This window comes from Phytohabitans kaempferiae, assembly GCF_042433955.1.
Taxonomy (GTDB): domain Bacteria; phylum Actinomycetota; class Actinomycetes; order Mycobacteriales; family Micromonosporaceae; genus Phytohabitans; species Phytohabitans kaempferiae.
The window spans coordinates 272609-293927 of the sequence record NZ_JBHLUH010000060.1 but is presented as its reverse complement, the minus strand read 5'-3'; the positions used below and the strand labels follow the sequence as shown (position 1 = coordinate 293927).

Sequence of the window (21319 nt, the reverse complement as noted above, 5' to 3'; positions counted from 1 at the left end):
CTCGACACCGAGGCGATCGACACACAACCCACCACCCCACCACCAACCAACACCACCGGCCACGACCTGGCCTACACCATCTACACCTCCGGCTCCACCGGCACACCAAAAGGCGTCATGATCGAACACGCGGCCGCAGCCGAGGCGATCGCCGGTGCCCACGCCCGGGTCACCGCCGCCTGGCGCGGAGCGGACGCCGCGCCCGGCGTGTGGCTGAGCGGGCGCGCGGTCATCGACGGTTCGTCCGAGTGGGAGCTGTGGGCACCGCTGCTCGCCGGTGACCGGCTCGTGCTGGCGGCGCCGGAGACGCTGCGCGACCCGCGCAAGGTGTGGACGCTCGTGCGCGCGGAGAACGTCACCGTGCTGTGCCAGACCCCGGGCAGCTTCCGCGCGCTCGTCCGGGCCCGGCGGCCTGACGCCGCGACCAGCTCGCTGAGGGCCGTGGTGCTCGGTGGCGATCCGCTGTGGCCGGCCCAGCTCAGGCCGCGCGCCGGCGCCGGGCTCGACCCGTCTCTGCGGCTCGTCGCCACGTACCCGATCGCGGAGGCGTTCGGCCCGGCGATGGCCTGGTCCTCGACGCTCGGCGAGGTCAGCGGATCCGGTCCGCTGCCGCTCGGCGAGCCGCTGCCCGGCCGAACGGTGCGGATCCTCGACGGGGCCGGCACCGGGGTGCCGGTCGGTGTGGCCGGCGAGATCTGCGTCGGCGGCAGCGCGCTGGCCCGCGGTTACGTCGGTGATCCGGCGGCGGCGCGACCGTTCGAGACCGATCCGGTGACCGGTGAGCGGCTCTTCCGCACTGGCGACCGCGCCCGGCGCCACCTGGACGGCCGGGTCGAGTATCTCGGGCGCGTGGTGGAGCAGGTGCGCGTCCGCGGCTTCCGGGCGGAGCTGGTGGAGGTGGCGGCGGTACTCGCGGCGCATCCGATGGTCGGTGAGGCCGTGGTGGTGCCATTCGGCGACGGCCAGTCCCCGCGTCTGGCCGGTTACGTCGTCCCCGCCGAGGGCCGCGTGCCGCCCAACCAGGAGCTGCTGGAGTTCGTCGCCGAGCGGCTGCCCGCGTACCTCGTGCCGTCGGCGTTGACGGTCATCGGCGCGATGCCCCTCACGTCGAGCGGAAAGGTGGATCGGCGGGCGTTGCCGGTGCCGGATGTGTCGGCGGCGCGCAGTGGTGCGGAGTTCGTCGGCCCACGATCCGATGTGGAGCGCGCTCTCGTCCTGGTGTGGCAGGAGGTGTTGGGCGTCGATCGGGTGGGGGTGGAGGACAACTTCTTCGAGCTTGGTGGTGACTCGATCCTGTCGATCCAGGTGGTGTCGCGGGCGCGTGCGGTCGGGTTGGGCTTGACGTCGAAGGACCTGTTCGTGCGGCAGACGATCGCGGGTCTGGCACAGGGTCTGTCGTTCACCGATCAGTCGCCGGCCGCGGTGGACGATCCCGTGGTTGGTGAGGCCGAGTTGACGCCGATCCAGGAGTGGTTCTTCGAAACGTTCGAGCGTGACCCGTCGTACTACAACATGTCGGTCCTGCTGCACCTGGCATCCGATGCCGACGTGGAGGCGGTCGCGATGGCTGTGGCGGCGTTGGTGGAGCACCATGATGGTTTGCGGACCCGGTTCCGGCGCGATGGTGGGCGGTGGCGGGCGAGCTACGCGCCGGCCGAGCCGGTCTTCGAGGTGATCGACCTGGCCGGTGTGCCGGAGGGCGAGCGGCGGGCCCGGATGCAGCAGGTCGGCCGGCAGGCGCAGGCGGGCCTTGATCTGGGTGACGGTCCACTGGTGCGGGCGGTGTTGTTCACCGGTGGTGGTGACCCGGCGCTGTTCCTGGTGGTGCACCATCTCGTGGTCGACGGTGTTTCGTGGCGGGTGTTGCTGTCCGATCTGGTCGAGGCGTATGGGCAGGTGGCTGACGGCAAGCCGGTGACGCTTCCGGCCAAGACGTCCTCGTTCCAGGCGTGGGCTGGGCGGCTGGCCGCACACGTCGCCGACGGCGGGTTGGACGGCGAGGTCGAGTACTGGTCGCGGGTCGGCGACTGGCCCGCCGCGCTGCCCGTCGACGCCAGCGGGGCCAACCTGGCTTCGAACACCGCGGAGGTGGTCAGCCAGCTCAACCGGGAGGACACCGACGACCTGCTGCGGCAGGTGCCGGCGGTCTATCGCACGCAGATCAACGATGTGCTGATCAGCGCGCTCGGGCGGGTCCTCGGCCGGTGGGCCGACCGGCCGAAGGTACTGGTCGGGATGGAAGGCCACGGCCGGGAAGAGATCTTCGACGACCTGGACGTGACCCGCACCGTCGGCTGGTTCACCACACACTTCCCCCTCGCCCTCGAGATCCCGGGCGAGGCGCTGGCCGACCAGCTGGGCGCGGACGAGTGGCGAGCGCTCATCCGCTCGGTGCGGGCCCAACTGCGCCGGGTGCCCGGCCGTGGCCTCGGCTACGGCGCCCTCCGCTATCTGTCCACACCGGACGGGCCGGGGCGAGCCCTGGCCGGCCACCAGCAACCCCAGATCATCTTCAACTACCTGGGCCAATGGGACACCGGCGAACCGGAGCAGCAGCAGCTCGTCCGTGGCCGCGAGACCGGTCTGGCGCCCGATCACAACACCGAGGACGCCCGGCCATACCTCATCGACGTGGCGGGCAGCGTCGAAGACGGCCAGCTCTCCTTCATCTGGGTCTACAACACCGAGATTCACCACCAGGACACCATCCAGTACCTCGCCAGCGAGCTCACGCGCGCACTCCAGCAGATCGTGGAGCACTGCCGCGAGCCGCTGGCCTGACACCGAACGCCTCACAGGGACGGGTTGACACGATGGTTGATCCCAGCCGGGCTTCCGCCTCCGGGCCGGCACACGACCCGCCGGAGCCGGCGCCACCGGTACCGCTCCGGCGCAACCGCAACTACCTGATCCTGTTGACGGGTCAGACCATTTCCGAATTCGGCTCCGCGGTGTCCACAGTGGCGCTCCCGTTGCTCGTACTCGTGCTGACCGGATCGGCCATCCAGGCTGGATTCGTCGCGTTCGCCAACATGGCGGCGCGGTTCCTGTTCGGCATCGTGGCCGGCGCGCTCGTCGACCGCTGGAACCGCCACCGCATCATGCTGGTGTGCGAGGGCGGCCGGGCGGCCGCGATGGGGACGCTGGCGACGGCGCTGCTTCTCGGCAACCCGCCACTGACCCTGATCATCGTGGCGGTCGTCGTGGAGGGCGCGTTCGCGGCGCTCTTCGCGCCGTCAGAGGAAGCCGCGATGCCCAGCGTGGTGCCGCCGGAGCAGCTGCCCAACGCGATGGCCGCGATGGCCGGGCGGGCGTACCTGGGCGTGACGGTCGGCCCCGCGGCCGGTGGCTTCCTCTTCCAGCTGAAGCACACGGTGCCGTTCCTGGTCGACGCCATCTCGTACGCGTTCTCCTTCTTCTTGCTGTTCTTCCTGCGGCTGCCCCGGCGGGTCGTCGCGGCGGCCCGGCCGAAGGAGATTCTCGGCGAGATCGGTGCCGGGCTGCGGTGGGTCCTCGGCGAACCCCGGATCCGGGTCTCCTTCCTGTCCGCGGTCGCGCTCAACCTGGTCTTCAACGCGCTGCTCTTCACGGTCATCCTGGTGGCGAGCGAGCGCAAGGTGCCGGCGTCGGAAATCGGCATCATGACGGCGATGCTCGGCGTGGGCGGGCTCGCCGGCGCGTTCCTCGCCCCCCAGTTCCAGTCCCGGATGCGTCCACACACGACGGTCATCGCGCTGGCCTGGATCTGCACCCTGCTGACGCCGCTGCTGGTCTTCGTGCCGGCGGGCATCGGCTTCGGTCTGGTGATGGCCGCGATGGCGTTCCCCACGCCAGCGGCTACCACCAGCATCCAGGCCGCCCAACTGCTGCTCACCCCGGACGGGCTGCGCGGGCGGCTGAGCGGCGCGACGCAGCTGTCCGGCGGTGTCTCCGGTGCGCTGGGACCGCTGACGGCGGGATTCCTGGTCAACCTGACGTCGGACGGCATGGCGTTTCTCATCTGCGCGGGCGCGCTGCTGCTGATCTCGCTCTCCGTCACCTTCAGCCCGTCACTGCGTAGCCTGCCCGACCTGGCCAAGGACGCCGCCGGTGGCGAGGTCCCACGCGAGCGCGACCCGGCAGCGGTGTGACCGCAGGCGCGTCCCGATTCGGGGGACAACCGGATAGCACATTCGACGCCGACGATGTGAGATCGGACCATGACTGGTGATGGTTTCTGGCGCCGGGAGGGGCACCTCTCCCGGCGCACCTGGGCCGAGTTGGCCTACGCGCTGAGCGGTGTCTTCGTGGTCGTGGCCGCCGCCGCGTACGTCCTCGTCATGTTCGGTGCCGGCCTGGCGCTGCTGGTCCCGGTGGCCGGCGTGGCCCTCCTCGGCGCGATGATCGCCGGGGCGCGCCGGTTCGCCGACCTGGAGCGGGCACGGGCCCGGGCGCTGCTCGGCGTGGTCATCGCGGCACCGGCCGCGCCGAAGCCGCGCCGTGGGTTTCTCTCCTGGTCCAGGGCGTGGCTTGCCGACCGGGCCGGCTGGCGTGCGGTGCTCTACCCGTTCGCCAAGCTGCCGGTCGCCATCGTGGCCGTCGCGGCAGGGCTGCTCTGGCCGATCGGCCTGGCGGAGCTCACCTATCCCATCTGGTACCACTTCGGCGCCGCCTCGCAGGACGGCGCCAACCCGGCTGGCCAGGTCGTGGGCGGGGTGCGGCTGGACACCTGGCCACGCATCGCCGCGGTCGCGGTGGTGGGCGCGGTACTCCTGCTTGTGGCGCCGTGGGTGGTGCGGGCCGCCACGCGCCTGGACGCGCGCGTCACGCGCGCCATCCTCGGCACCGGCGGTCGCTGAAAGGCCCGGCAGCAGGCCAGGTCGACCTCCGCGGCCCGCCTCGATACCGAAGACTCTGTAGCTTTACAAAGATTGGGCTGCCGCGATGACCGTCGTGGTCCGGGCCGCTGCTCCCGCAGCCGCACCGTCCGTCGTTCACAACCTCGCGGTACCTGCCGGTCGAGGGTCGGTGCTCACCGCCCGATGGTCGATGGTATGTGCCGCGACATCTCCGGCGAAGCTAGAGCGGCCCGCGTCCGGCGCGGAGCACCAGCAGGGCGACGTCGCGGCCGTCCGGCCCGAGTTCGTCGGTGTACCGGCGGATGACGACCATTTCGCGGGACAGCACGAGCCGTGGGCCGCCGGAGGCCAGGCGGAGCTGACCCACCTGTTTGGACAGTGCGGCCCGGCGCTGCCAGAGCTCGATGATTTTCGAGTCCAGTTCGTCGATCTCATGCCGCAACTGAGAGATGTCCTCATCGGTGCCGGTGGCCGTGCCCGACATGCCTGTGTCCTCTCGTCGCCCCAGGCGATCGAGGCTGCTCACCGGGGGTTGGGGTGAGCAGCCTCGATCTTCGGGTGGTGGTGGAAGAAAGCCTGTTGTGGACAGCCCGTGGGGGAGCCGTCGCACTAGCCGAGGATGCGGGAGCGGGAGCCGTTGTGCAGGTAGATCCGGCGGATGTCGCGGATCAGGTTGAGCCGCTTGAGCCAGCGGTCGTTGCCGTCCCACCTCGGCGCGAACGGGTTGCGCCCGTGCACCACGCGGTAGTTGTCGATCATGACGAGGTCGCCCGGCGCGAGCACGACTTCCTGTGCGCTGGCGACCAGGTAGTCGTGCATGACGCTGATCGCCTTGGCCGCGTCCTCGTCGCCCTCCACCGCGTCCATGAAGTCGAGGTCGAAGCGCAGGTACGGCCGGTCCGGCGGACCGAAGGCCACCTTCCCGACGGTGTGGTACCGGCTGGTGAGGCGGTCGTCGCCGGCCTGGCGGCGCTCCGCCGGGACGTGTGAGTCGTCGGGGTAGAAGCGGAACCGGTCCTCGGACAACACGGCGAGGAAGTCCTCGGGGACCTCCCGGGCGTCGAGCCGGGCGAGCGTGGTTGCGGTCTGCTCGGGGTTACGTGTACACAGCAGGGCCACGTAGTCGCCCCGGCAGGGGTGGAAGACGTCCTCCGTGTGCAGCGACAGCGCCAGGCGGCTGCTCGCGCTCGTGAACGACGACTCCTGGCCCCGCCCCGGGCACACGTCGTGCACGATCCGCCCGTCCTGCTGGCTGGCCCAGCCGAACGGCTCCGCCAGCGCCGAGGCGCACAGCAGCAGGACGATCTCGGCGTGTCGGCCGGCACCTGTCGCGGCCGCCGCCCGCCAGTCGACCGGGGTGGGCGGCAGGTCGCCGACCGAGAGCCCGGAGATCACCGCGATCTCCGACTCGTCCGCGCGGATACCGGCCAGGAAGTCCCGGAGCCGGTGCGGCAGTCGCTCGGCGAGTACGGTGCCCTCCTCGGCGATGCCCAGCACGTCGGGCGTCGAGTCTCGGCCGAGCACCTCCTCGACGAGTGCTGTGATCTCGTCCCGTTCATCCGGCGTGAGCACGAGCCGGTCCATGTGGCTGCTCCATTCTGCCGGTCGGTGGAGGCCACCTCTTCGGCTCCCCGTGTGGAACACCGAATGCGCCGATTCGGTCCCGTAACCCACTTAAGTCGGTCAATGAGTATCTGCGTACCCGCGTTTTCTGGCGGCTCTCTTTCCAGAGCGGTCGCCGACGGACAGCTAGGTCAATTCAGAGTCTGGTGGGGACGCGGCCGGGGGGCAATGAATTTAAGGGCTTGACGAAATGCGCAGGTATTGGGGCTGAAGATCGCCGTCAGCCGTTGGCCAGGAAGTCCAGCAGTGCCGCGTTCACCTCGGACGGTCGCTCCAGGTAGCCGTAGTGGCCGCAGTCCGGGATCTCCCGGTACCGGCCGCCGGGAATCGCCTCGGCCACCTCCCGGCCGAGGTGCGGCGGCGTGACCAGGTCGTCGCCGAACGCGATCACCAGGCAGGGGACCTTGATGTCCCGGTACGCAACGATCCGGTCCTCGGCGAGCTGCTCGAACCGCACGTGCCGGCGCGGCTCGGGCTGGCCCCCGTTCGCCTCGGCGGCAAGCTCGAAGATCTCCAGCCAGTCGCGGGTCTGCCGGTCGTCGGCGCGGGTACGGCGGGACAGGTACTGCATCGCGCGGAAGGCCGCGGCGAAGCTGGCGGGCAGGGCCACGCCGGCGTCGGCCAACTCCTGCTCGGCGAGGCCGAGGGCGCGGGTCCAGCGGTCCAGCCGCCCCCTCGTGCCCATCAGCACCGCGCAGCGCAGCAGGTCCGGGCGGGTCAGCGCCACCTCCTGGGCGACCCGCGCGCCGAGTGAGAACCCGACCAGCCGGACCGCGCCCAGCTCGAGCCGCTCGATCAGCTCGACCGTGTCCGCGACGAGGTCCTCCACCAGCACCGGCCCGGCGGTGGGACCGGCCCCGGCCAGGTCCCGGTTGTCGAAGGTGATCGTCTGGTATCCGGCCGAGGTGAGCGAAGGCACCTGGTGCAGGTACCACACCCGGCCGCTGGTCGCGGTACCGGCCACGAGGACGACCGGCTCACCGGTCCCCGAGACGTCGTACCTGAGCTGGATTCCGTTTACCGACAGCAGCGGCATCTTTGCTCACCCGATCCCTAGGTTTGCGATTCCGATGCCCTCCTATCACGGCTTCGCGAAGACAAACAAGGCGTTTCACCTGTCCTTAAAAGCCGGGGCGGTGACAATCCCGCCGCTTCCCTGTGGAGCCGTCGATGGCTACATTGTGCGCGCTGGGAACATGACGGGGGCGGAGCGAATGTCAACTGTTGCTGTCGTTTTTTGTTTTCCGCCGGCCGGCGCTGGCGCGAGCTTTTTCCATCCCTGGCGGGCCTATTCGCCGGAGTTGCGGGTGGTGCCGGTCGAGATGCCCGGCCGGGAGAAGCGGTTCGGCGAGCCGGCGCCGGACGACCTGCGCGAGATGGTCGACCGGGTCCTACCCGACCTGCTGGAGGACGCCGTCGCCGGCGAGCGGGTGGTGATGTTCGGCCACAGCTTCGGGGCCATCCTCGCCTACGAGGCGACCCGGTCGTTCATGCGCCTGCGCCCGGAGGCCGACGTGCTCCTGGTGGTCAGCGGCTCCCCGGGCCCGCGCACGCTGCGCGGCACCACGCGCATCGCCGACTGGGCGGACGACGAGTTCATCGCCGGCGTACGGGCGATCTCCGGATACCACCACCCGGCCCTGGACGACCCGGAGTTGCGTGACTTCCTGCTGCCCGTGCTGCGTACGGACGTGGTGATGCACGAGGGCTACGAGCCGGAGGCCGGTGCTGTGGTGGACGTCCCGGTGATCTCGATACGTGGCGAGACCGACGAGGTGGTGGACATCGCGGCCGCCGAGGAGTGGCGCGACTGGACCACGAAGGCGTTCCACACCGAGGAGCTTCCCGGCGGCCACATGTACCTGGTCGACGGATGGCCCGGCCTGCTCGACCTGATCGAGCAGGAGGCCAGCACCGTGGACGCGGCCGGATGAGCGCCCCGATCGCCGAGGCGGAGACCCGCCGCGCCGGCCGGCTCGAGGGGAAGGTGGCCGTCGTCACCGGCGCCGCCCGCGGAATCGGCCGGGCCTGCGCGCTCGCGTTCGCCGCGGAGGGCGCCGACCTCGTCCTGCTCGACGTGGCCGGCGACATCGACGGTGTGCCGTACCGGCTCGGTTCGCGCAGCCAGCTCGACCACACCGCCGAGCTGTGCCGGGAGCGTGGCGCGGCGGTTCTCAGCGAGCCGGCGGACGTACGCGACATGGCCGCGCTGGAAGCCGCCGTCGCGGTCGCGGTGGACCGCTTCTCCACAGTGGACGTCCTGGTCAACAACGCCGGGATCGCGGCGCCGTCCGGCCGCGTGCTGCACGAGGTCACCGAGCGGGAATGGTCCCTGATGATCGACGTGGACCTGACCGGGGCGTGGCGGATGACCAGAGTTCTCGGCGCGCTGATGGTCGCGCGCCGGGCCGGCAGCATCATCAACGTGGCGTCCACCGCCGGACTGGTCGGATACCGCAACTTCGCCGCGTACGTCGCGGCCAAGCACGGGGTGGTCGGGCTGACCCGGGCCGCCGCCCTCGACTACGCGCCGCACCAGGTCCGGGTCAACGCGCTGTGCCCGGGCTCGGTCCGTGACGATCAGCTGATGGAAGGGCGGATGCTCGCCGAGATCGCCCGTTCGCTTGGCGTCCACGTCGCCGACCACGAGACGGAGTTCGTCCAGCAGCAGCCCACGAACAGCCTCGTCGAGGCCCAGGACGTGGCCGCGGCGGCGGTCTGGCTGGCCTCGGACGAGTCCCGCCATGCCACCGGTTCGGTGATCACAGTGGACGGTGGCTACAGCGCCCGCTGAGCCAGGGAGGCTATGTTGGCCGCAACTCAACAGTCCGAAGTGGACATAAGTCGGCCGGTCGCGGCGCTGTACCGTGTACCCGGCCGGCTCGATCCGGCGCACCGCGAGCTGGCCGCGTCCGGACGGCGGCGCCTGCCGGGTCGCTGGCCCGAGCTGTGGGTGGAGCGCGTCCTCGCGCCCGCCGACAGCGAGCCGGCCGCCCGCCGCCGGGCCCGGGAGCTGTCCCGCGGGCTCGGGGCGCCGGCCAGCGGAGCGAGCGCGGCCCGACTGGTGCTGCTCGCCTACCAGGACGGTGCCGCCGACCTGGTGGTGACCGGCCAGCCGGACGCCCACGGGCTCCCCGCGGTCGACGTCACCGACCTGCTGCGCGCGCTCGCCGGGCCGCAGCCGGACGGGGCGGAGCCGCGACCGGCCGCCGCGGGGGAGGGCGCGATCGCAGGCGCCGGCCTGCCGGTACCGCTGGGCACCGCGTTCCCGCTGCCGGCGCGGGCCACCGCCGCTGATCTGGCCGCGGCCGCCGGCCTGGTCCTGGCCTGGTACGCCGGTGAACCCCGCGCGCGTGTGCGGTGGTCCGGCGCGGGGGAGCCGGCCCGCTGGGCGCGGTTCGGCGCCGATCCGGGGCAGAGCGTCGCCGCGTTCCGGCTGGCCGTCGCGGCGGCGACCAGGAGCGGCGAGGCGGAGCCGCCTGAAGCCACCGCCGCCGCCTCGTACGCGGTCGAGGTCGCGGTCGTCCAGGGACCGCCGGCTGCCGGCGCGCGTCCGCTCAGCCACCTGCCGCGGACCGACCTCGACTGCCAGCTCGCGGTCGTCCTCACGCCCGGATCCGGTGGCCCGCCTCGGGCCCGCTGGTGGATCCGCGACGGCACCGCGCCGCGCTGGCTCGCCGAGCAGGTCGCCGAACAGGCCCGGCACGCGCTGGCCGAGCTTGTCGACGGCGACCAGGACCGGCCGCTCACCGACGTGCCCCGGTACGGCGACGCCGAGCGCGACCGCGTGGTCGCGCTGGGCCGTACGCCCCGGCCGGCGGACATCTGGACCGGAAGCCTCCACGATGCCTTCCTCCGGTGCGCGCGGGCCGCGCCGGACGCGCCGGCACTCACCGACCGGGACAGCACGCTGACGTACCGGGAGGTGGCCGACCGGGCCGCGCGGATGGCGCACGGGATGCGCGAGCTGGGCGTGCGCGAGGGCGACCGGGTCGGCGTGTGCCTGGACCGCTCCGCCGGCCTGGTGGTGACCCTGCTCGGCGTGCTCATGGCCGGAGCGGCCTACGTCCCGATGGACCCGGCCAACCCGGGCGCCCGGCTGGCGTTCGTCACCGAGGACGCCGGCCTCGCGCTGGTGGTGGCCGAGGAGCGGGACGGCACCGCGTTCGGCGCGACCCGGGTGATCAGCCCCGACGCGCTGGCCGAGCTGGCGGCGGGCGCTCCCGCGACGCCGCCGGTGGTGCGGGTCGGTCCGGAGGCGCCCGCGTACATCATCTACACATCCGGGTCGACCGGGCAGCCCAAGGGCGCGGTGATCCCGCACGGGAACGTGGCCCGCCTCCTCTCCGGTACCCGGGGCATGTTCGGCTTCGGGCCGGCGGACACCTGGACCTGGTTCCACTCCGCGGCGTTCGACTTCTCGGTGTGGGAGATCTGGGGCTGCCTGCTCACCGGCGGCCGCTTGATCGTCGTTCCATATTGGACGACCCGCTCGCCGGAGGACTTCCGCCAGCTACTGGTGGACGAGCGGGTGACCGTGCTCAACCACACGCCGTCCGCGTTCACCCAGCTGCACGAGCTGGAGCTGGCCGCCCCCAGCGACCTCGCCCTGCGCCTGGTCATCTTCGGCGGCGAGGCCCTGGACGCCCGGCGCATGACGACCTGGTTCGACATCCATCCGGAGTCACGGTGCCAGGTGGTGAACATGTACGGCATCACCGAGACCACCGTGCACGTCACCGCCCAGGTCGTCACCCGGGCCGAGGCGCTCGCCGCCTCCCGGTCGGTGGGGCGCCCGATCCCGGGGTGGTCGATGCGGGTCGTGGACGAGCGGCGGCGGCCCCTGCCGCCCGGCATCATCGGCGAGATCGCCGTCGCCGGTGACGGCCTGGCGGTGGAGTACCTCAACCGTCCCGAGCTGACCGCCGCGCGGTTCGTGACCGACGAACGTACGGGGGAGCGGCTGTACCTGAGCGGAGACCGCGGCCGCCTGCTGCCGGACGGCCGGTTCGAGCACCTGGGCCGGATCGACAGCCAGGTGAAGGTGCGCGGTCACCGCATCGAGCTGGACGAGATCCGCACGGTGTTGCAGGACGACCCGGTGGTGCTGGCCGCGGCCGTGGTGCTCGGGCAGGCGGACCCGGACGACCCGGCGAGCGCCCGTCTGGACGCCTACGTCGTGCTCAACGGGGGCGACCCACGGCAGGTTCGCCGGCGGGCCGCGACGAGGCTTCCGGAGTACATGGTGCCGGCCACCGTCACGGTGCTCGGCGCGCTGCCGCTGACCGTCAACGGCAAGCTGGACCGGGCCCGCCTGCCGGCGCCCGCGAGGGAGGAGGCTGAACAGGCGGCGACCGGCCCCGCCGAGGGACCACTGTCCATAGTGCTCGGTGCGTGGCGGGCCATCTTCGGCGAGGTCGCCGAGGACGACAACTTCTTCGACCTCGGCGGCAACTCACTGCTGGCGGTGCGGATCGCCCGCATGCTGCGGGACCAGCGCCTGCCGGTCGGGGTGCGGGAGATGTACCTGTACCGCACACCGCTGGAACTGGCGCGTTTCCTGGAGGCAGATGAACACGCCATTTCGGCGTCGGCTTAATGTCCTGGCTCCCGTGGTGCGCTGGCGTCGATATTAGGTACAGCGACTCCGGTGCGTGTGCGGCCAGGGCGACGCGACGGTCTGGGCCGGGCCCCTCCTCTGATTCACGAAACCACAAACAGTCCACAGTCTCCAGAGCCGGAGGTAACGGTGTGACCACCCAGGTCATCAATGAGGCACAGCGCAGAGCCACGGCAGACATCTTCAACTCGGCCGTCGCTTCGTGGGCGATCAGCGCCGCGTGGGAACTCGGCGCGCTCGACGAGCTAAACCAGCACGGCAAGCTGGACGCGGAGGAGTTCGCCGCGGCGAACGACCTGCACCCGGCGTCCACGGTCGGGATGCTCGTCGCGCTCGCTTCGGTGCGTGCGGTAGAGCGGCAGGGCAATCTCTTCGTCGTAGGCGAGAACTTCGCCGAGGTCTTCCGTACCAAGTCCTTCTTCCACTGGCTGAGCCGCGGCTGTTCGGACCTCTTCACCGACATGCCGGACGTGCTGCGCAACGAGAAGCGGGTCGGCGACTACTACCGCCGGGACGCGCCCGCGATCAGCTTCGCCTGCCGCGACATCAACGCGATGTGCTTCGACCCGGCCTTCTGGACGGCGATGGAGGGTCTGGACTTCACCTTCACCAGGGTCGCGGACATGGGCTGCGGCAGCGGCGAGCGGCTGCGGCAGATCGCCCAGCGGTACCCCGGCACGCGCGGTCTCGGCCTGGACATCGCCGCGAACTCGCTGGAGGTGGCCCGGGCGGACACCGAGAAGGCCGGCCTCGGCGACCGGATCGCGTTTGTGACCGCGGACGTCCGGTCGATGGAGCCTCGGCCCGACTTCGCCGACGTGGATCTGCTCACCTGCTTCATGATGGGCCACGACTTCTGGCCCCGGGACAACTGCGTCGCGACGCTGCGGCGCCTGCGTGACCTCTTCCCCAACGTGAAGCGGTTCCTGCTCGGCGACGCGACCCGCACATCGGACATCGCCCCGACCGAGGTGCCGGTGTTCACGCTCGGCTTCGAGCTGGGGCACGACATGATGGGCGTGTATCTGCCCACTATGGACGAGTGGGACGGTGTTTTCCCGGACGGCGGCTGGCGCTGCGTGCGTAAGCACCTCATCACGAGCCTGACCGCGTCCGTCGTCTTCGAGCTGGAAAGGCTGCCGTGACCGACCACTCCACCGCCGCGGAACAACCTCCCACCACAGAGGACGGTGGCGCCGCGCTGCTTCGATGGTTGCGCGAGAAGGGGGCGCACGGCCCAGTCTGGCGTGATGAAGAGGGCGGCGCGGTGCACGTGTTCAGCCACGAGCACGCCGGCAAGGTCCTGGCCGACCCGAAGACCTTCTCCTCGGACATGAGTGCCGCCGTACCGGACGACGTGCCCAACTTCATCGAGGGCAGCCTCGCCACCACCGACCCGCCCCGGCACCGCAAGCTTCGCCAGGTCGTGACCGACGCGTTCACCGCGAAGACGGTCGCCAGCCTGGAGCCGCGGATCGTCGAGGTGACCAACCAGTTGCTCGACCACGTCTCCGGCGGCGAGTTCGAGTTCGTCGAGACGCTGTCCAACCCGCTCCCTGTGACGGTCATCGCCGAGCTGCTCGGCATCCCCATCTCCGACCAGCCGAAGTTTCGCCGGTGGGCCGAGGCGGCGATCACGGCCACCGCGGAGGCGCAGGTCGGTGAGGCGGAGTTCCAGATCAACGAGTGGGTCGCCGACCAGGTCCGGGAGATGCAGGAGTACCTCACGGACCACGCCGAGCGGCGCCGCAAGGAGCCGACCGGCGATCTGATGAGCCGGCTCGCCAACGCCGAGGTCGACGGCACCAGGCTGACCGACAACCAGGTGTTCAGCTTCGCCGCGGACCTGCTCTTCGCCGGCCACATCACCACCACGATGTTGCTGGGCAACACACTGCTGAGCCTGGACGAGAATCCGGCCGCGGCCGTCGCGGTGCGGGCCGACCGGTCACGCCTTCCGGACCTGATCGAGGAGGTGCTGCGCTACCGCCCGCCGGTCACGCTCACCCACCGTCTCACCCGCCAGGACACGACGGTCGGCGACCTCGACGTGCCGGCCGGTTCGCTCGTCGTGGCGTGGATCATCTCGGCCAACCGGGACGAGCAGCGCTTCCCGAACCCGGACGTGTTCGACATCGACCGGGCCAGCAACCCGCACATGTCGTTCGGGCACGGTATCCACTTCTGCATCGGGGCGCCGCTGGGCCGGCTCGAGGCACGGCTGGCACTCAACATCATCCTCGACCGGTTTCCGGACCTCGCGCTCGCGGGCAAGCCGGACTACCTCGCCGCCCCGGGCCTGTTCGGGGTGCAGACCCTGCCACTGCGTTACACCGAAGCGCGCGGCTGACCTCCGGGTCAGTCCTCCGCGCGACTGGGCTCCAGGTACCGCAGCACCGCCAGCACCCGGCGATGATCGTCGGGTGATGGCGGTAGGTCCAGTTTGGTGAAGATGCCGGTGACGTACTTCTCCACGGCCCCCGGCGAGACATGCAGCGCCTTGGCGATGGCCGTGTTCGACCGGCCCTGCGCCATCAGGGCCAGGACCTTGCGCTCCTGCGGAGTGAGGGTATCGAAGTCGTGGAGCTGATCTCCGGCGTTCATCAGGCTGGTCACGATGTCCGGGTCGAGCACGGTGCCACCGGCGGCGACCCGGGCCAGCGTGTCGAGGAACTCGCTGACGTCGGCGACCCGGTCCTTGAGCAGGTAGCCGATCCCGTCGGCCCGGCCGGCCAGCAACATCCGGGTGCAGCGCGTCTCCACGTACTGGGAGAAGACCAGGATCGCCAGGCCGGGCTGGCGCCGGCGCAGGTCCAGCGCCGCGCGCAGCCCGTCGTCGGTGTGCGTGGGCGGCATGCGGACGTCCACCACCACGATGTCCGGATCCTGTTCGGCCACCACGGACGCCAGCTCACCGGCATCGCCGACCTGCCCGACCACGCTGTGCCCTCGGGCCGTCAGCAGGCGGACCAGACCCTCTCGCAGGACGGCCGAGTCCTCGGCAAGTACCACACGCATCGCAGCCTCCGGTCAGGGCGTGTTTCATAGGGGGTCGGTCGAGCCGCAGGCCGGGCATGCCCTGTGAAATACCCTAAGCCCGCAGGGGCAGGTGCACGGTCACGAGGGTGGGCCCGCCGCGCGGGCTGTTGAGGGCGATCCGCCCGTCGACGGTGCGCAGCCGGTCGGCGAGGCCAGAGAGTCCGGTGCCCCCGCCGAAGGAGGCGCCGCCCACCCCGTCGTCGCCCACCTCCAGCCGCAACATGTCGAACCGCTGCGTCGCGCGGATCGTCGCGTGCTGGGCGCGACTGTGCTTCGCCACGTTGGTCAGCAGCTCGGCCGTGCAGAAGTAGGCGATCGTCTCGACCGCGGGCGACGGGCGGAACGGCACGTCGACGTAGACGTTCACCGGGAGGGAACAGGCGTCGCCGAGGCTGGCCAGCGCCGCACCGAGCCCCTCGTCGAGCACCGGCGGGTAGATGCCGCGGGCCAGGTTGCGGAGTTCGATCAGGGCCTTCTTGGCGTTTTCGTGCGCGATGTCGATCAGCTCGCGGGCCTGTCGTACCTCGCTCTCCCCGCCCGTCCCGTCGAGCGTCTCCTTGGCCAGGCCGAGGTCCATCGCGAGGGTCACAAGCCGGGCCTGAGCGCCGTCGTGCAGGTCTCGCTCGATCCGGCGCAGCGCCGCCGCCGAGTCGTCCACGGCGTAGTCGCGTGCCTCCTCCAGCACGCGGATCCGCTCCTCGGCCCGGGTCGGTCGGAGCAGCGCCTTGGCCAGCAGCCGGTCGGGCACCAGCACCGCGTGCACGAGCCACGGTGTGAGCAGGAGCAGGAACAGGCCGAGCGCGCCCACCGCGATGGCCTCCGGCCAGGTGTCCAGGTACAGGTCACCGATGGTCATTTTCGTGGCGCTGCGGGCCGGGCCGTCCTCGTACCTGGTCGGGCTGCCGAGCCAGAACCAGCTCGGGTACGTGGCCAGCACGAGCCCGACGCCGCAGCCACCGAGCGCGAGGCAGAACGCCACGATCGCGATCGGGAGCTTGAGCACGAAGAGCAGCATCGTGCGCCACCCTGCCGGGTCGCTGACGCTGGCTCGCAGCCGTGGCCAGAATCCATCTGCCGAGGGCGGGGGAGCGGGCAGGCCGAGGTCGAGCCGGAGCAGCCTGCGACCTCGGTCGGCCTCCCAGCCGCCGAGCTGCCGCGCACCGGCGACGACCGCCGCCAGCAGCGGCAGCCCGACGAACACCACCGCCAGCACCGCGGACGCGAGCAGTCCGAGCACCGTGAACGCCACACCGGCGGCCACGATCGGCCCGCTGCCGATCGCGTAAGCCAGCTCGTGGCCGAACCGCGCGGGTAGGACGCCGCGCCTGGCCAGCCGCACGGTAGGGACCCCCTCCTCGTTGCCTGTCAATGGAGTCTTCCACCTCTGTCGCGGCCGCCGCCCGGGGCGGACGGCTGAGTCGTCTCCTGGATCTCGGTAATGCGCGGCGAGATCCAGGAGACGGGCCGCTGTCACGCCGTGGTGTCGACCCGCTCGGTCGGGGTCGACTCGGTGGCCTCCGCCGGCGTCTCCTCGCGGCGGCGCATGAACCGGGGCGCCCACCAGTTGCGGTGTCCCAGCATGGTCATCGCCGCGGGCAGCACGACCGCCCTGATGATCGTGGCGTCGAGCAGGATCGCCACCGCGAGTCCCACGCCGAGCTGCTTGAGTTCCAGCGCGGTGAGGGTGGCGAAGACCGACACCACCGCGACCATGATGACGGCGGCGCTGGTCACCACGCCGGCGGAGCGGACGATGCCGGTCTCCACCGCGACCGTGGTCGGTTGGCCCTGGAGCACCGCCTCGCGGATCCGGCTGACCAGGAAGACGTGGTAGTCCATGGACAGTCCGAACAGGATCACGAAGAGCACCAGCGGCAACCACGCCACCACGCCGCCGTTGGACTCGAAGCCGAGCAGCCCTTCGGCCCACTCGCCCTGGAACACGGCGGTCAGGATGCCGAACGCCGCGACCACCGACAGGCAGTTGAGCAGGATCGAGAGCGTCGCCACCACGACCGAGCGGAAGGTGATCATCATTACCAGGAAGGTGAGTACCAGGACGATGGCGATGATCAGTGGCAGGTCCCGGGTCATCTCCGCGACATAGTCGTGGTCCGCGGCGGTCTGGCCACTCACCGCGTACTCGATGTCGGGAATGCGGTCCAGCGCCGAGGGCAGGAGCGTCTCACGCAGCGCACGCAGCGAATCCTCGGCCTCCTGCGTGCCCGGGTTGGCGGGCACGCCGATGGTCAGCGTGCTCACCCGGCCGTCCGCCGAGGTCCGCAGGACCGGCTCGCGGTCGTGGGCGAACAACGGGTCGACGGCGGTACGCCGGGCCAGGCCCTCGAGGGCCGTCCGCACCTCGCCCTGCCGGTCGGCCGGACCCTCGACGGCCACCACATGCTCGCTGCCGGTGCTCGGAAACGCCGCGACGAGCCGGTCGTACGAGCGCATGATCTCGATCGAGCGGGGCAGGTCCGAGGGGGTGGTCAGGCGCAGCTTCATGCCCAGCGCGGGGGCGGCCAGCGCCAGCAGCACCAGGACCGCGACCGTGAGCGTCGCCGCCGGGCGGCGCAGGGCCGGCCGCAGGATCGTCGACCAGACGCTGCGCCCGGTCGCCGCGCGCCGCTCCCGCCAGCGCCAAACCAGCGGGATTCGAGGGCGGTCGACCCACCGGCCCAGCTTGCTCAGGATCGCCGGGAGCACGGTCACCGAGCCGAGGACGGCCACCGCCACCACCAGGATCGCGCCGGTGGCGGTCGAGGAGAAGTCGGCATTCACCGCCGCGTACAGGGCCGCGAGCGAGACGATAACGGCCAGGCCGGAGACGACGACGGCGTGTCCGGAGGTGGCGGCCGATGTCTCCACGGCCTCGCGGGCGTCCCGCCCGGCCCTGCGCTCCTCACGTTCCCGACGGACGTAGAACAGCGAGTAGTCCACGCCGACAGCCAGGCCGATCAGCAGGATGATGCTGCTCAGCGAGCTGGTCGTCGGCACCAGGTGCGAGGTCACCGAGGCAAGGCCGAGCGCGGCCGCCACCGCGGAGAGGGCCAGCAGCAGCGGAATGGAGGCGGCGATCAGCGCGCCGAAGACAACGAGCAGGATGATCAGGATCAGCGGGATGCTCACGAACTCGGCGAACTTGAAGTCCTCCTCCTGAGTCTCGCCGAGCGCCTTGTTGATCGACCCGGTGCCGACCTGCTCGATCCGCAGGTCCGGGTACGCCTGCTGCACGGCCTCCGTCTCGCGCAGTAGCGGCTCCACATTGGTCACCGCGTCGGCGACCTCGCCGCGCATCTGCACCTGGACCAGCATGGCGGTGCCGTCGGGGGAGGGCACCGCCGTACCTACGGCGTCCACCTCCGGCAGCCCGCCCAGCCGCTGGCCTGCCGCGGTTGCCGCCTCCTGCGCCCGCGTGGCGTCGAGCGTGCCGGACCGTGCGGTGATCAGGATGTGCTCCGCCGGCCGCTCGCCCAGGTCACCGGCCGAGCGGATCTCCTCGGCGCGCCCCCACTCGCCCACCGCGGCCTCGGTGGGCGTCAGCGTACGGGTGCCGACCGCGCCGCCCACGAGTACGCAGATGGCGACGAACAGCAGCCAGGTGAGGATGGCCCGCCATGGATGGAGGACGCTCCACCGCGCGATCCTTACGGTCGTCGGTTGCCGAGTCATTGCAGATTCTCCCGTGGGGGTCGTGGGCATGCCCGCGCCAGCCTGGCGCCAGTGTCAATCAGCCTGCCGGACCGCGGGCCGCTGGTCTTTGCTGCCGGCCCCCGGGTTTCGTCGGGACAACCCGATGGTCGCGCTTTCGGGTTAACCCCCAATCCTGTCGCCGGCGGGTCTCGCCGGCGCCGATGTCGGCGAGCGCGAGCTCGGCCCGCGTGCCAGCGCTCGTCGAGCGCGGTCATAGCTTCCGGTCGGGTCCGTGCATGCTCGCCGTCAAGGCAATACGTCACAATCTACCGACCTTTCATGGTCAGGGTCCCTCCTGTGTCCACATCGCCGTTTTGAGCGATTCCATCCTGTTCACTCCTTGTGTCTTGATAGGAGTATGCGATACGGCGATGGCGGCGGAACCGGGCCACAGGCCCGCGCCCGCCGGGAACAGGTCCGTCTGCGGGCAGCGAAGATGTTCGCCGCGGGAATGAGCGCACCCGACGTCGCCGAGGCGTTGGAGATTTCCACCAAGTCCGCACACACGTGGCGGCGGGCGTGGGTCGCTGGCGGCGACCGCGCGCTGGTGTCCAAAGGTGCACCGGGGCCGCAGCGGGTACTGTCCGAGTCGCAGGTTCAAAAGCTGATCGCCAAGCTGCACGAGGGTCCAGCGGCGGCCGGGTGGGTCGAGGACCAGCGGTGGACCCTGGCGCGGGTACGGACGTTGATCGGCCGGATGTTCCATGTGACGGTCGCGGTCTGCACCGTGTGGCAGGTACTGCGGCGGGCCGGGTTCACCGCGCAGCAACCGAGCCAGCCAGCGGCCGAGCGCGACGAGCAGGCTATCGCCCGCTGGCGCCGGTACCAGTGGCCCGCGGTAAAACAGTCGCGCGCAGGCTGGGCGCGTGGATCTGCTTCATCGACGAGTCCGGACTGTCGCCCAGACCAGCCCGGGGCCGTACCTGGGCCCCGCGTGGCCATACCCGATCGTGCGGGTCGCTGGCCGGGGCGGCCGGAAAGTATCCGTCGCGGGTATCACCGCCTACCGCGCCGGCCACCGTCCCCGCCTGATCTACCGAATCATGCTCACAAAAGACGTAAAGGCGAGCCGAAAGGCTTTAACGAAGCCCACTTCGCCGAACTACTGGACGCCGCGCACCAACAACTCGGCGGCCCCATCCTGCTGGTCTGGGACCGCCTGCCCGCGCACAAGTCGGCGAGAATGCGAGCCCTCATCACCGCCCGCCGCTGGCTGCGGGTCTACCACCTGCCCGCCTACGCCCCAGAACTCAACCCGGCCGAAAGCGTCTGGTCCAGCCTGAAACGCGCCATGGCCAACCTCGCCCCCGGCGGCATCACCGAACTCGCCCGGATCACCAAGAACCGACTCAAAAGCATGCAGTACCAACCCACCCTGATCAACGGCTTCCTCACCGCAACCGGCCTACACCCACCATGACCAGACCAGGACCCTGACTCCAAAAGGTCAGTAAACGGTTACGGGCTACTATCTGCTTGTGACCGTGACGATCAGGGAGGTGGCGCAGGCTGCCGGTGTCTCGGTTGCGACGGTGAGTCGGGTGCTTACCGGTAAGGACCGGGTCGCTGAGCAGACGCGCCGGGCGGTCCTCCAAGCCTGCAAGGATCTTGACTATCAGCCCGATGCACTCGCCGCGTCCCTTCGCAGCGGCTCGTCGAGTTCCGTCGGGATGTTGGTTCCCGACATAACCAACTCGTTCTTCCCTGCGGTTGTCCAGGCGGCGGAGCAGGGCTTCGCGGAGGCAGGGCTGGACGTAGTGTTTTGTGATGCGAGTAACGATGTCGCCGTGGAGGCGCAACGACTACAGACGCTTCTGCGTCGCCGGGTTGACGCGTTGCTGGTATGTCCCGTGCACGCTACGGGGAGCGCGCCTGCGCTGCGCTCGGCGGCACGGTCCACGCGGGTCGCGCAGCTCGAACGGCGAGCGGTCGACGAGCTCGACTTCATTGGTGTTGATCAGCGCGCCGGAATGAGCCAGCTGGTCCGCCATCTGGCGTCGAGCGGGGCGCGAACCGCCGTCTTCGCTGGCGCCACGTCGGCCCTCTCGAGCATCAAGGACCGGTCGACGGCGTTTACCGAGGCGTGCGAGGTGCACGGCATTGAGGCGTGGCCGGTAGAGGACCTGGACTTTCCGAGCGCACGTAACGGACGGGCATTCACTCGTCGGCTGGTCGAGCGCGGCGACCTGCCCGATGCCATCGCATGCGCGAACGACGATGTCGCCTCGGGAGTGATCCTGGAGCTGCGGGATCTCGGTGTTCGTTGCCCTGCGGACGTCCTGGTCACCGGCTACGATGACGTGCCCGTGGCGGCGTTGCTGGGTCTGACGACGATCGCGCAGCCATTGCGAGACCTCGGCCGGGAAGTCGTGCATCTGCTGAGTCACGAAAACGGCACTCCCCGCCAGGTACTGCTCGCACCCGCGCTCGTCGTGCGGGCAAGCACGTCTGGTTCCTGACTCGCTACGCGCACAGGCGTCAGGCGAGAGACCCGTGATTTGAGTCC

The 21319-nt window shown here is 70.7% G+C and carries 16 protein-coding genes; 10 read left to right on the top strand and 6 right to left on the bottom strand.

Annotation, left to right across the window (positions count from 1 at the left end):
* From ACFFIA_RS28925 to ACFFIA_RS28915, 3 genes are all read left to right on the top strand, one after another.
* The coding region (locus tag ACFFIA_RS28925) for a condensation domain-containing protein (RefSeq protein ID WP_377256500.1) at positions 1-2781 on the top strand (2781 nt) is incomplete at its 5' end.
* A 32-nt stretch (positions 2782-2813) separates the two neighbouring features.
* Positions 2814-4130: an MFS transporter gene (locus ACFFIA_RS28920; protein ID WP_377256497.1), complete on the top strand. Its 1317-nt coding sequence runs from the start codon at positions 2814-2816 to the stop codon at positions 4128-4130.
* Positions 4131-4199: 69 nt separating this feature from the next.
* Positions 4200-4838: a sensor domain-containing protein gene (locus ACFFIA_RS28915; RefSeq protein ID WP_377256494.1), complete on the top strand. Its 639-nt coding sequence runs from the start codon at positions 4200-4202 to the stop codon at positions 4836-4838.
* 220 nt (positions 4839-5058) lie between these two features.
* Here the strand turns inward: ACFFIA_RS28915 and ACFFIA_RS28910 are convergent, their stop codons facing one another.
* From ACFFIA_RS28910 to ACFFIA_RS28900, 3 genes are all read right to left on the bottom strand, one after another.
* Complete coding sequence (locus ACFFIA_RS28910; RefSeq protein ID WP_377256491.1) at positions 5059-5322, bottom strand: chorismate mutase; 264 nt, start codon at positions 5320-5322, stop codon at positions 5059-5061.
* Positions 5323-5447: 125 nt separating this feature from the next.
* Positions 5448-6422, bottom strand: coding sequence for a TauD/TfdA family dioxygenase (locus ACFFIA_RS28905; protein ID WP_377256488.1), 975 nt, complete (start codon positions 6420-6422; stop codon positions 5448-5450).
* Positions 6423-6681: 259 nt separating this feature from the next.
* Positions 6682-7497 carry an alpha/beta fold hydrolase gene (locus ACFFIA_RS28900; RefSeq protein WP_377256485.1) on the bottom strand — a complete coding sequence of 272 codons (816 nt, stop codon included), beginning with the start codon at positions 7495-7497 and terminating at the stop codon, positions 6682-6684.
* 34 nt (positions 7498-7531) lie between these two features.
* On the opposite strand from ACFFIA_RS28900, the gene ACFFIA_RS28895 reads away from it, so the two are divergent.
* The 5 genes from ACFFIA_RS28895 to ACFFIA_RS28875 all read left to right on the top strand — a co-directional run bounded on the left by ACFFIA_RS28895 (position 7532) and on the right by ACFFIA_RS28875 (position 14431).
* A complete protein-coding gene (locus ACFFIA_RS28895; protein ID WP_377256482.1) occupies positions 7532-8395 on the top strand; it encodes a thioesterase II family protein in 864 nt (287 codons plus the stop codon).
* Positions 8392-9255 carry an SDR family oxidoreductase gene (locus ACFFIA_RS28890; protein WP_377256479.1) on the top strand — a complete coding sequence of 288 codons (864 nt, stop codon included), beginning with the start codon at positions 8392-8394 and terminating at the stop codon, positions 9253-9255. The genes ACFFIA_RS28895 and ACFFIA_RS28890 overlap by 4 nt, the downstream gene beginning before the upstream one ends.
* Before the next feature lie 39 nt (positions 9256-9294).
* Positions 9295-12060 carry an amino acid adenylation domain-containing protein gene (locus ACFFIA_RS28885; protein WP_377256477.1) on the top strand — a complete coding sequence of 922 codons (2766 nt, stop codon included), beginning with the start codon at positions 9295-9297 and terminating at the stop codon, positions 12058-12060.
* Positions 12061-12212: 152 nt separating this feature from the next.
* On the top strand, positions 12213-13226 hold the full coding sequence (locus tag ACFFIA_RS28880; RefSeq protein WP_377256474.1) for a class I SAM-dependent methyltransferase: 1014 nt from the start codon (positions 12213-12215) through the stop codon (positions 13224-13226).
* Positions 13223-14431 (top strand): cytochrome P450, encoded by a 1209-nt coding sequence (locus ACFFIA_RS28875; protein ID WP_377256471.1) that lies wholly within the window; start codon positions 13223-13225, stop codon positions 14429-14431. Before ACFFIA_RS28880 ends, ACFFIA_RS28875 begins: the two co-directional genes overlap by 4 nt.
* 8 nt (positions 14432-14439) lie before the next feature.
* Here the strand turns inward: ACFFIA_RS28875 and ACFFIA_RS28870 are convergent, their stop codons facing one another.
* The 3 genes from ACFFIA_RS28870 to ACFFIA_RS28860 form a co-directional block, all read right to left on the bottom strand.
* Positions 14440-15099 carry a response regulator transcription factor gene (locus ACFFIA_RS28870; protein WP_377256468.1) on the bottom strand — a complete coding sequence of 220 codons (660 nt, stop codon included), beginning with the start codon at positions 15097-15099 and terminating at the stop codon, positions 14440-14442.
* A gap of 73 nt (positions 15100-15172) precedes the next feature.
* Positions 15173-16489, bottom strand: a complete 1317-nt coding sequence (locus ACFFIA_RS28865; RefSeq protein WP_377256465.1) for a sensor histidine kinase — start codon at positions 16487-16489, stop codon at positions 15173-15175.
* A 101-nt stretch (positions 16490-16590) separates the two neighbouring features.
* Positions 16591-18792 (bottom strand): MMPL family transporter, encoded by a 2202-nt coding sequence (locus ACFFIA_RS28860; protein WP_377256462.1) that lies wholly within the window; start codon positions 18790-18792, stop codon positions 16591-16593.
* A 379-nt stretch (positions 18793-19171) separates the two neighbouring features.
* Here ACFFIA_RS28860 and ACFFIA_RS28855 point away from each other — a divergent pair, with 379 nt between their 5' ends.
* Both ACFFIA_RS28855 and ACFFIA_RS28850 read left to right on the top strand, forming a co-directional pair.
* Positions 19172-20233 carry a winged helix-turn-helix domain-containing protein gene (locus ACFFIA_RS28855; protein ID WP_377256459.1) on the top strand — a complete coding sequence of 354 codons (1062 nt, stop codon included), beginning with the start codon at positions 19172-19174 and terminating at the stop codon, positions 20231-20233.
* 58 nt (positions 20234-20291) lie between these two features.
* Positions 20292-21272, top strand: coding sequence for a LacI family DNA-binding transcriptional regulator (locus ACFFIA_RS28850; RefSeq protein WP_377256456.1), 981 nt, complete (start codon positions 20292-20294; stop codon positions 21270-21272).
* Positions 21273-21319 lie beyond the last annotated feature (47 nt).

Excerpts from the sequence above, each read along its gene's own strand:
- ACFFIA_RS28900 (WP_377256485.1), bottom strand. The coding sequence starts at position 7,497 with ATGCCGCTGCTGTCGGTAAACGGAATCCAGCTCAGGTACGACGTCTCG.
- ACFFIA_RS28905 (WP_377256488.1), bottom strand. The coding sequence starts at position 6,422 with ATGGACCGGCTCGTGCTCACGCCGGATGAACGGGACGAGATCACAGCA.
- ACFFIA_RS28895 (WP_377256482.1), top strand. The coding sequence starts at position 7,532 with ATGCCCTCCTATCACGGCTTCGCGAAGACAAACAAGGCGTTTCACCTG.
- ACFFIA_RS28860 (WP_377256462.1), bottom strand. The coding sequence starts at position 18,792 with ATGACTCGGCAACCGACGACCGTAAGGATCGCGCGGTGGAGCGTCCTC.
- ACFFIA_RS28915 (WP_377256494.1), top strand. The coding sequence starts at position 4,200 with ATGACTGGTGATGGTTTCTGGCGCCGGGAGGGGCACCTCTCCCGGCGC.
- ACFFIA_RS28920 (WP_377256497.1), top strand. The coding sequence starts at position 2,814 with ATGGTTGATCCCAGCCGGGCTTCCGCCTCCGGGCCGGCACACGACCCG.
- ACFFIA_RS28910 (WP_377256491.1), bottom strand. The coding sequence starts at position 5,322 with ATGTCGGGCACGGCCACCGGCACCGATGAGGACATCTCTCAGTTGCGG.
- ACFFIA_RS28855 (WP_377256459.1), top strand. The coding sequence starts at position 19,172 with ATGCGATACGGCGATGGCGGCGGAACCGGGCCACAGGCCCGCGCCCGC.
- ACFFIA_RS28870 (WP_377256468.1), bottom strand. The coding sequence starts at position 15,099 with ATGCGTGTGGTACTTGCCGAGGACTCGGCCGTCCTGCGAGAGGGTCTG.
- ACFFIA_RS28890 (WP_377256479.1), top strand. The coding sequence starts at position 8,392 with ATGAGCGCCCCGATCGCCGAGGCGGAGACCCGCCGCGCCGGCCGGCTC.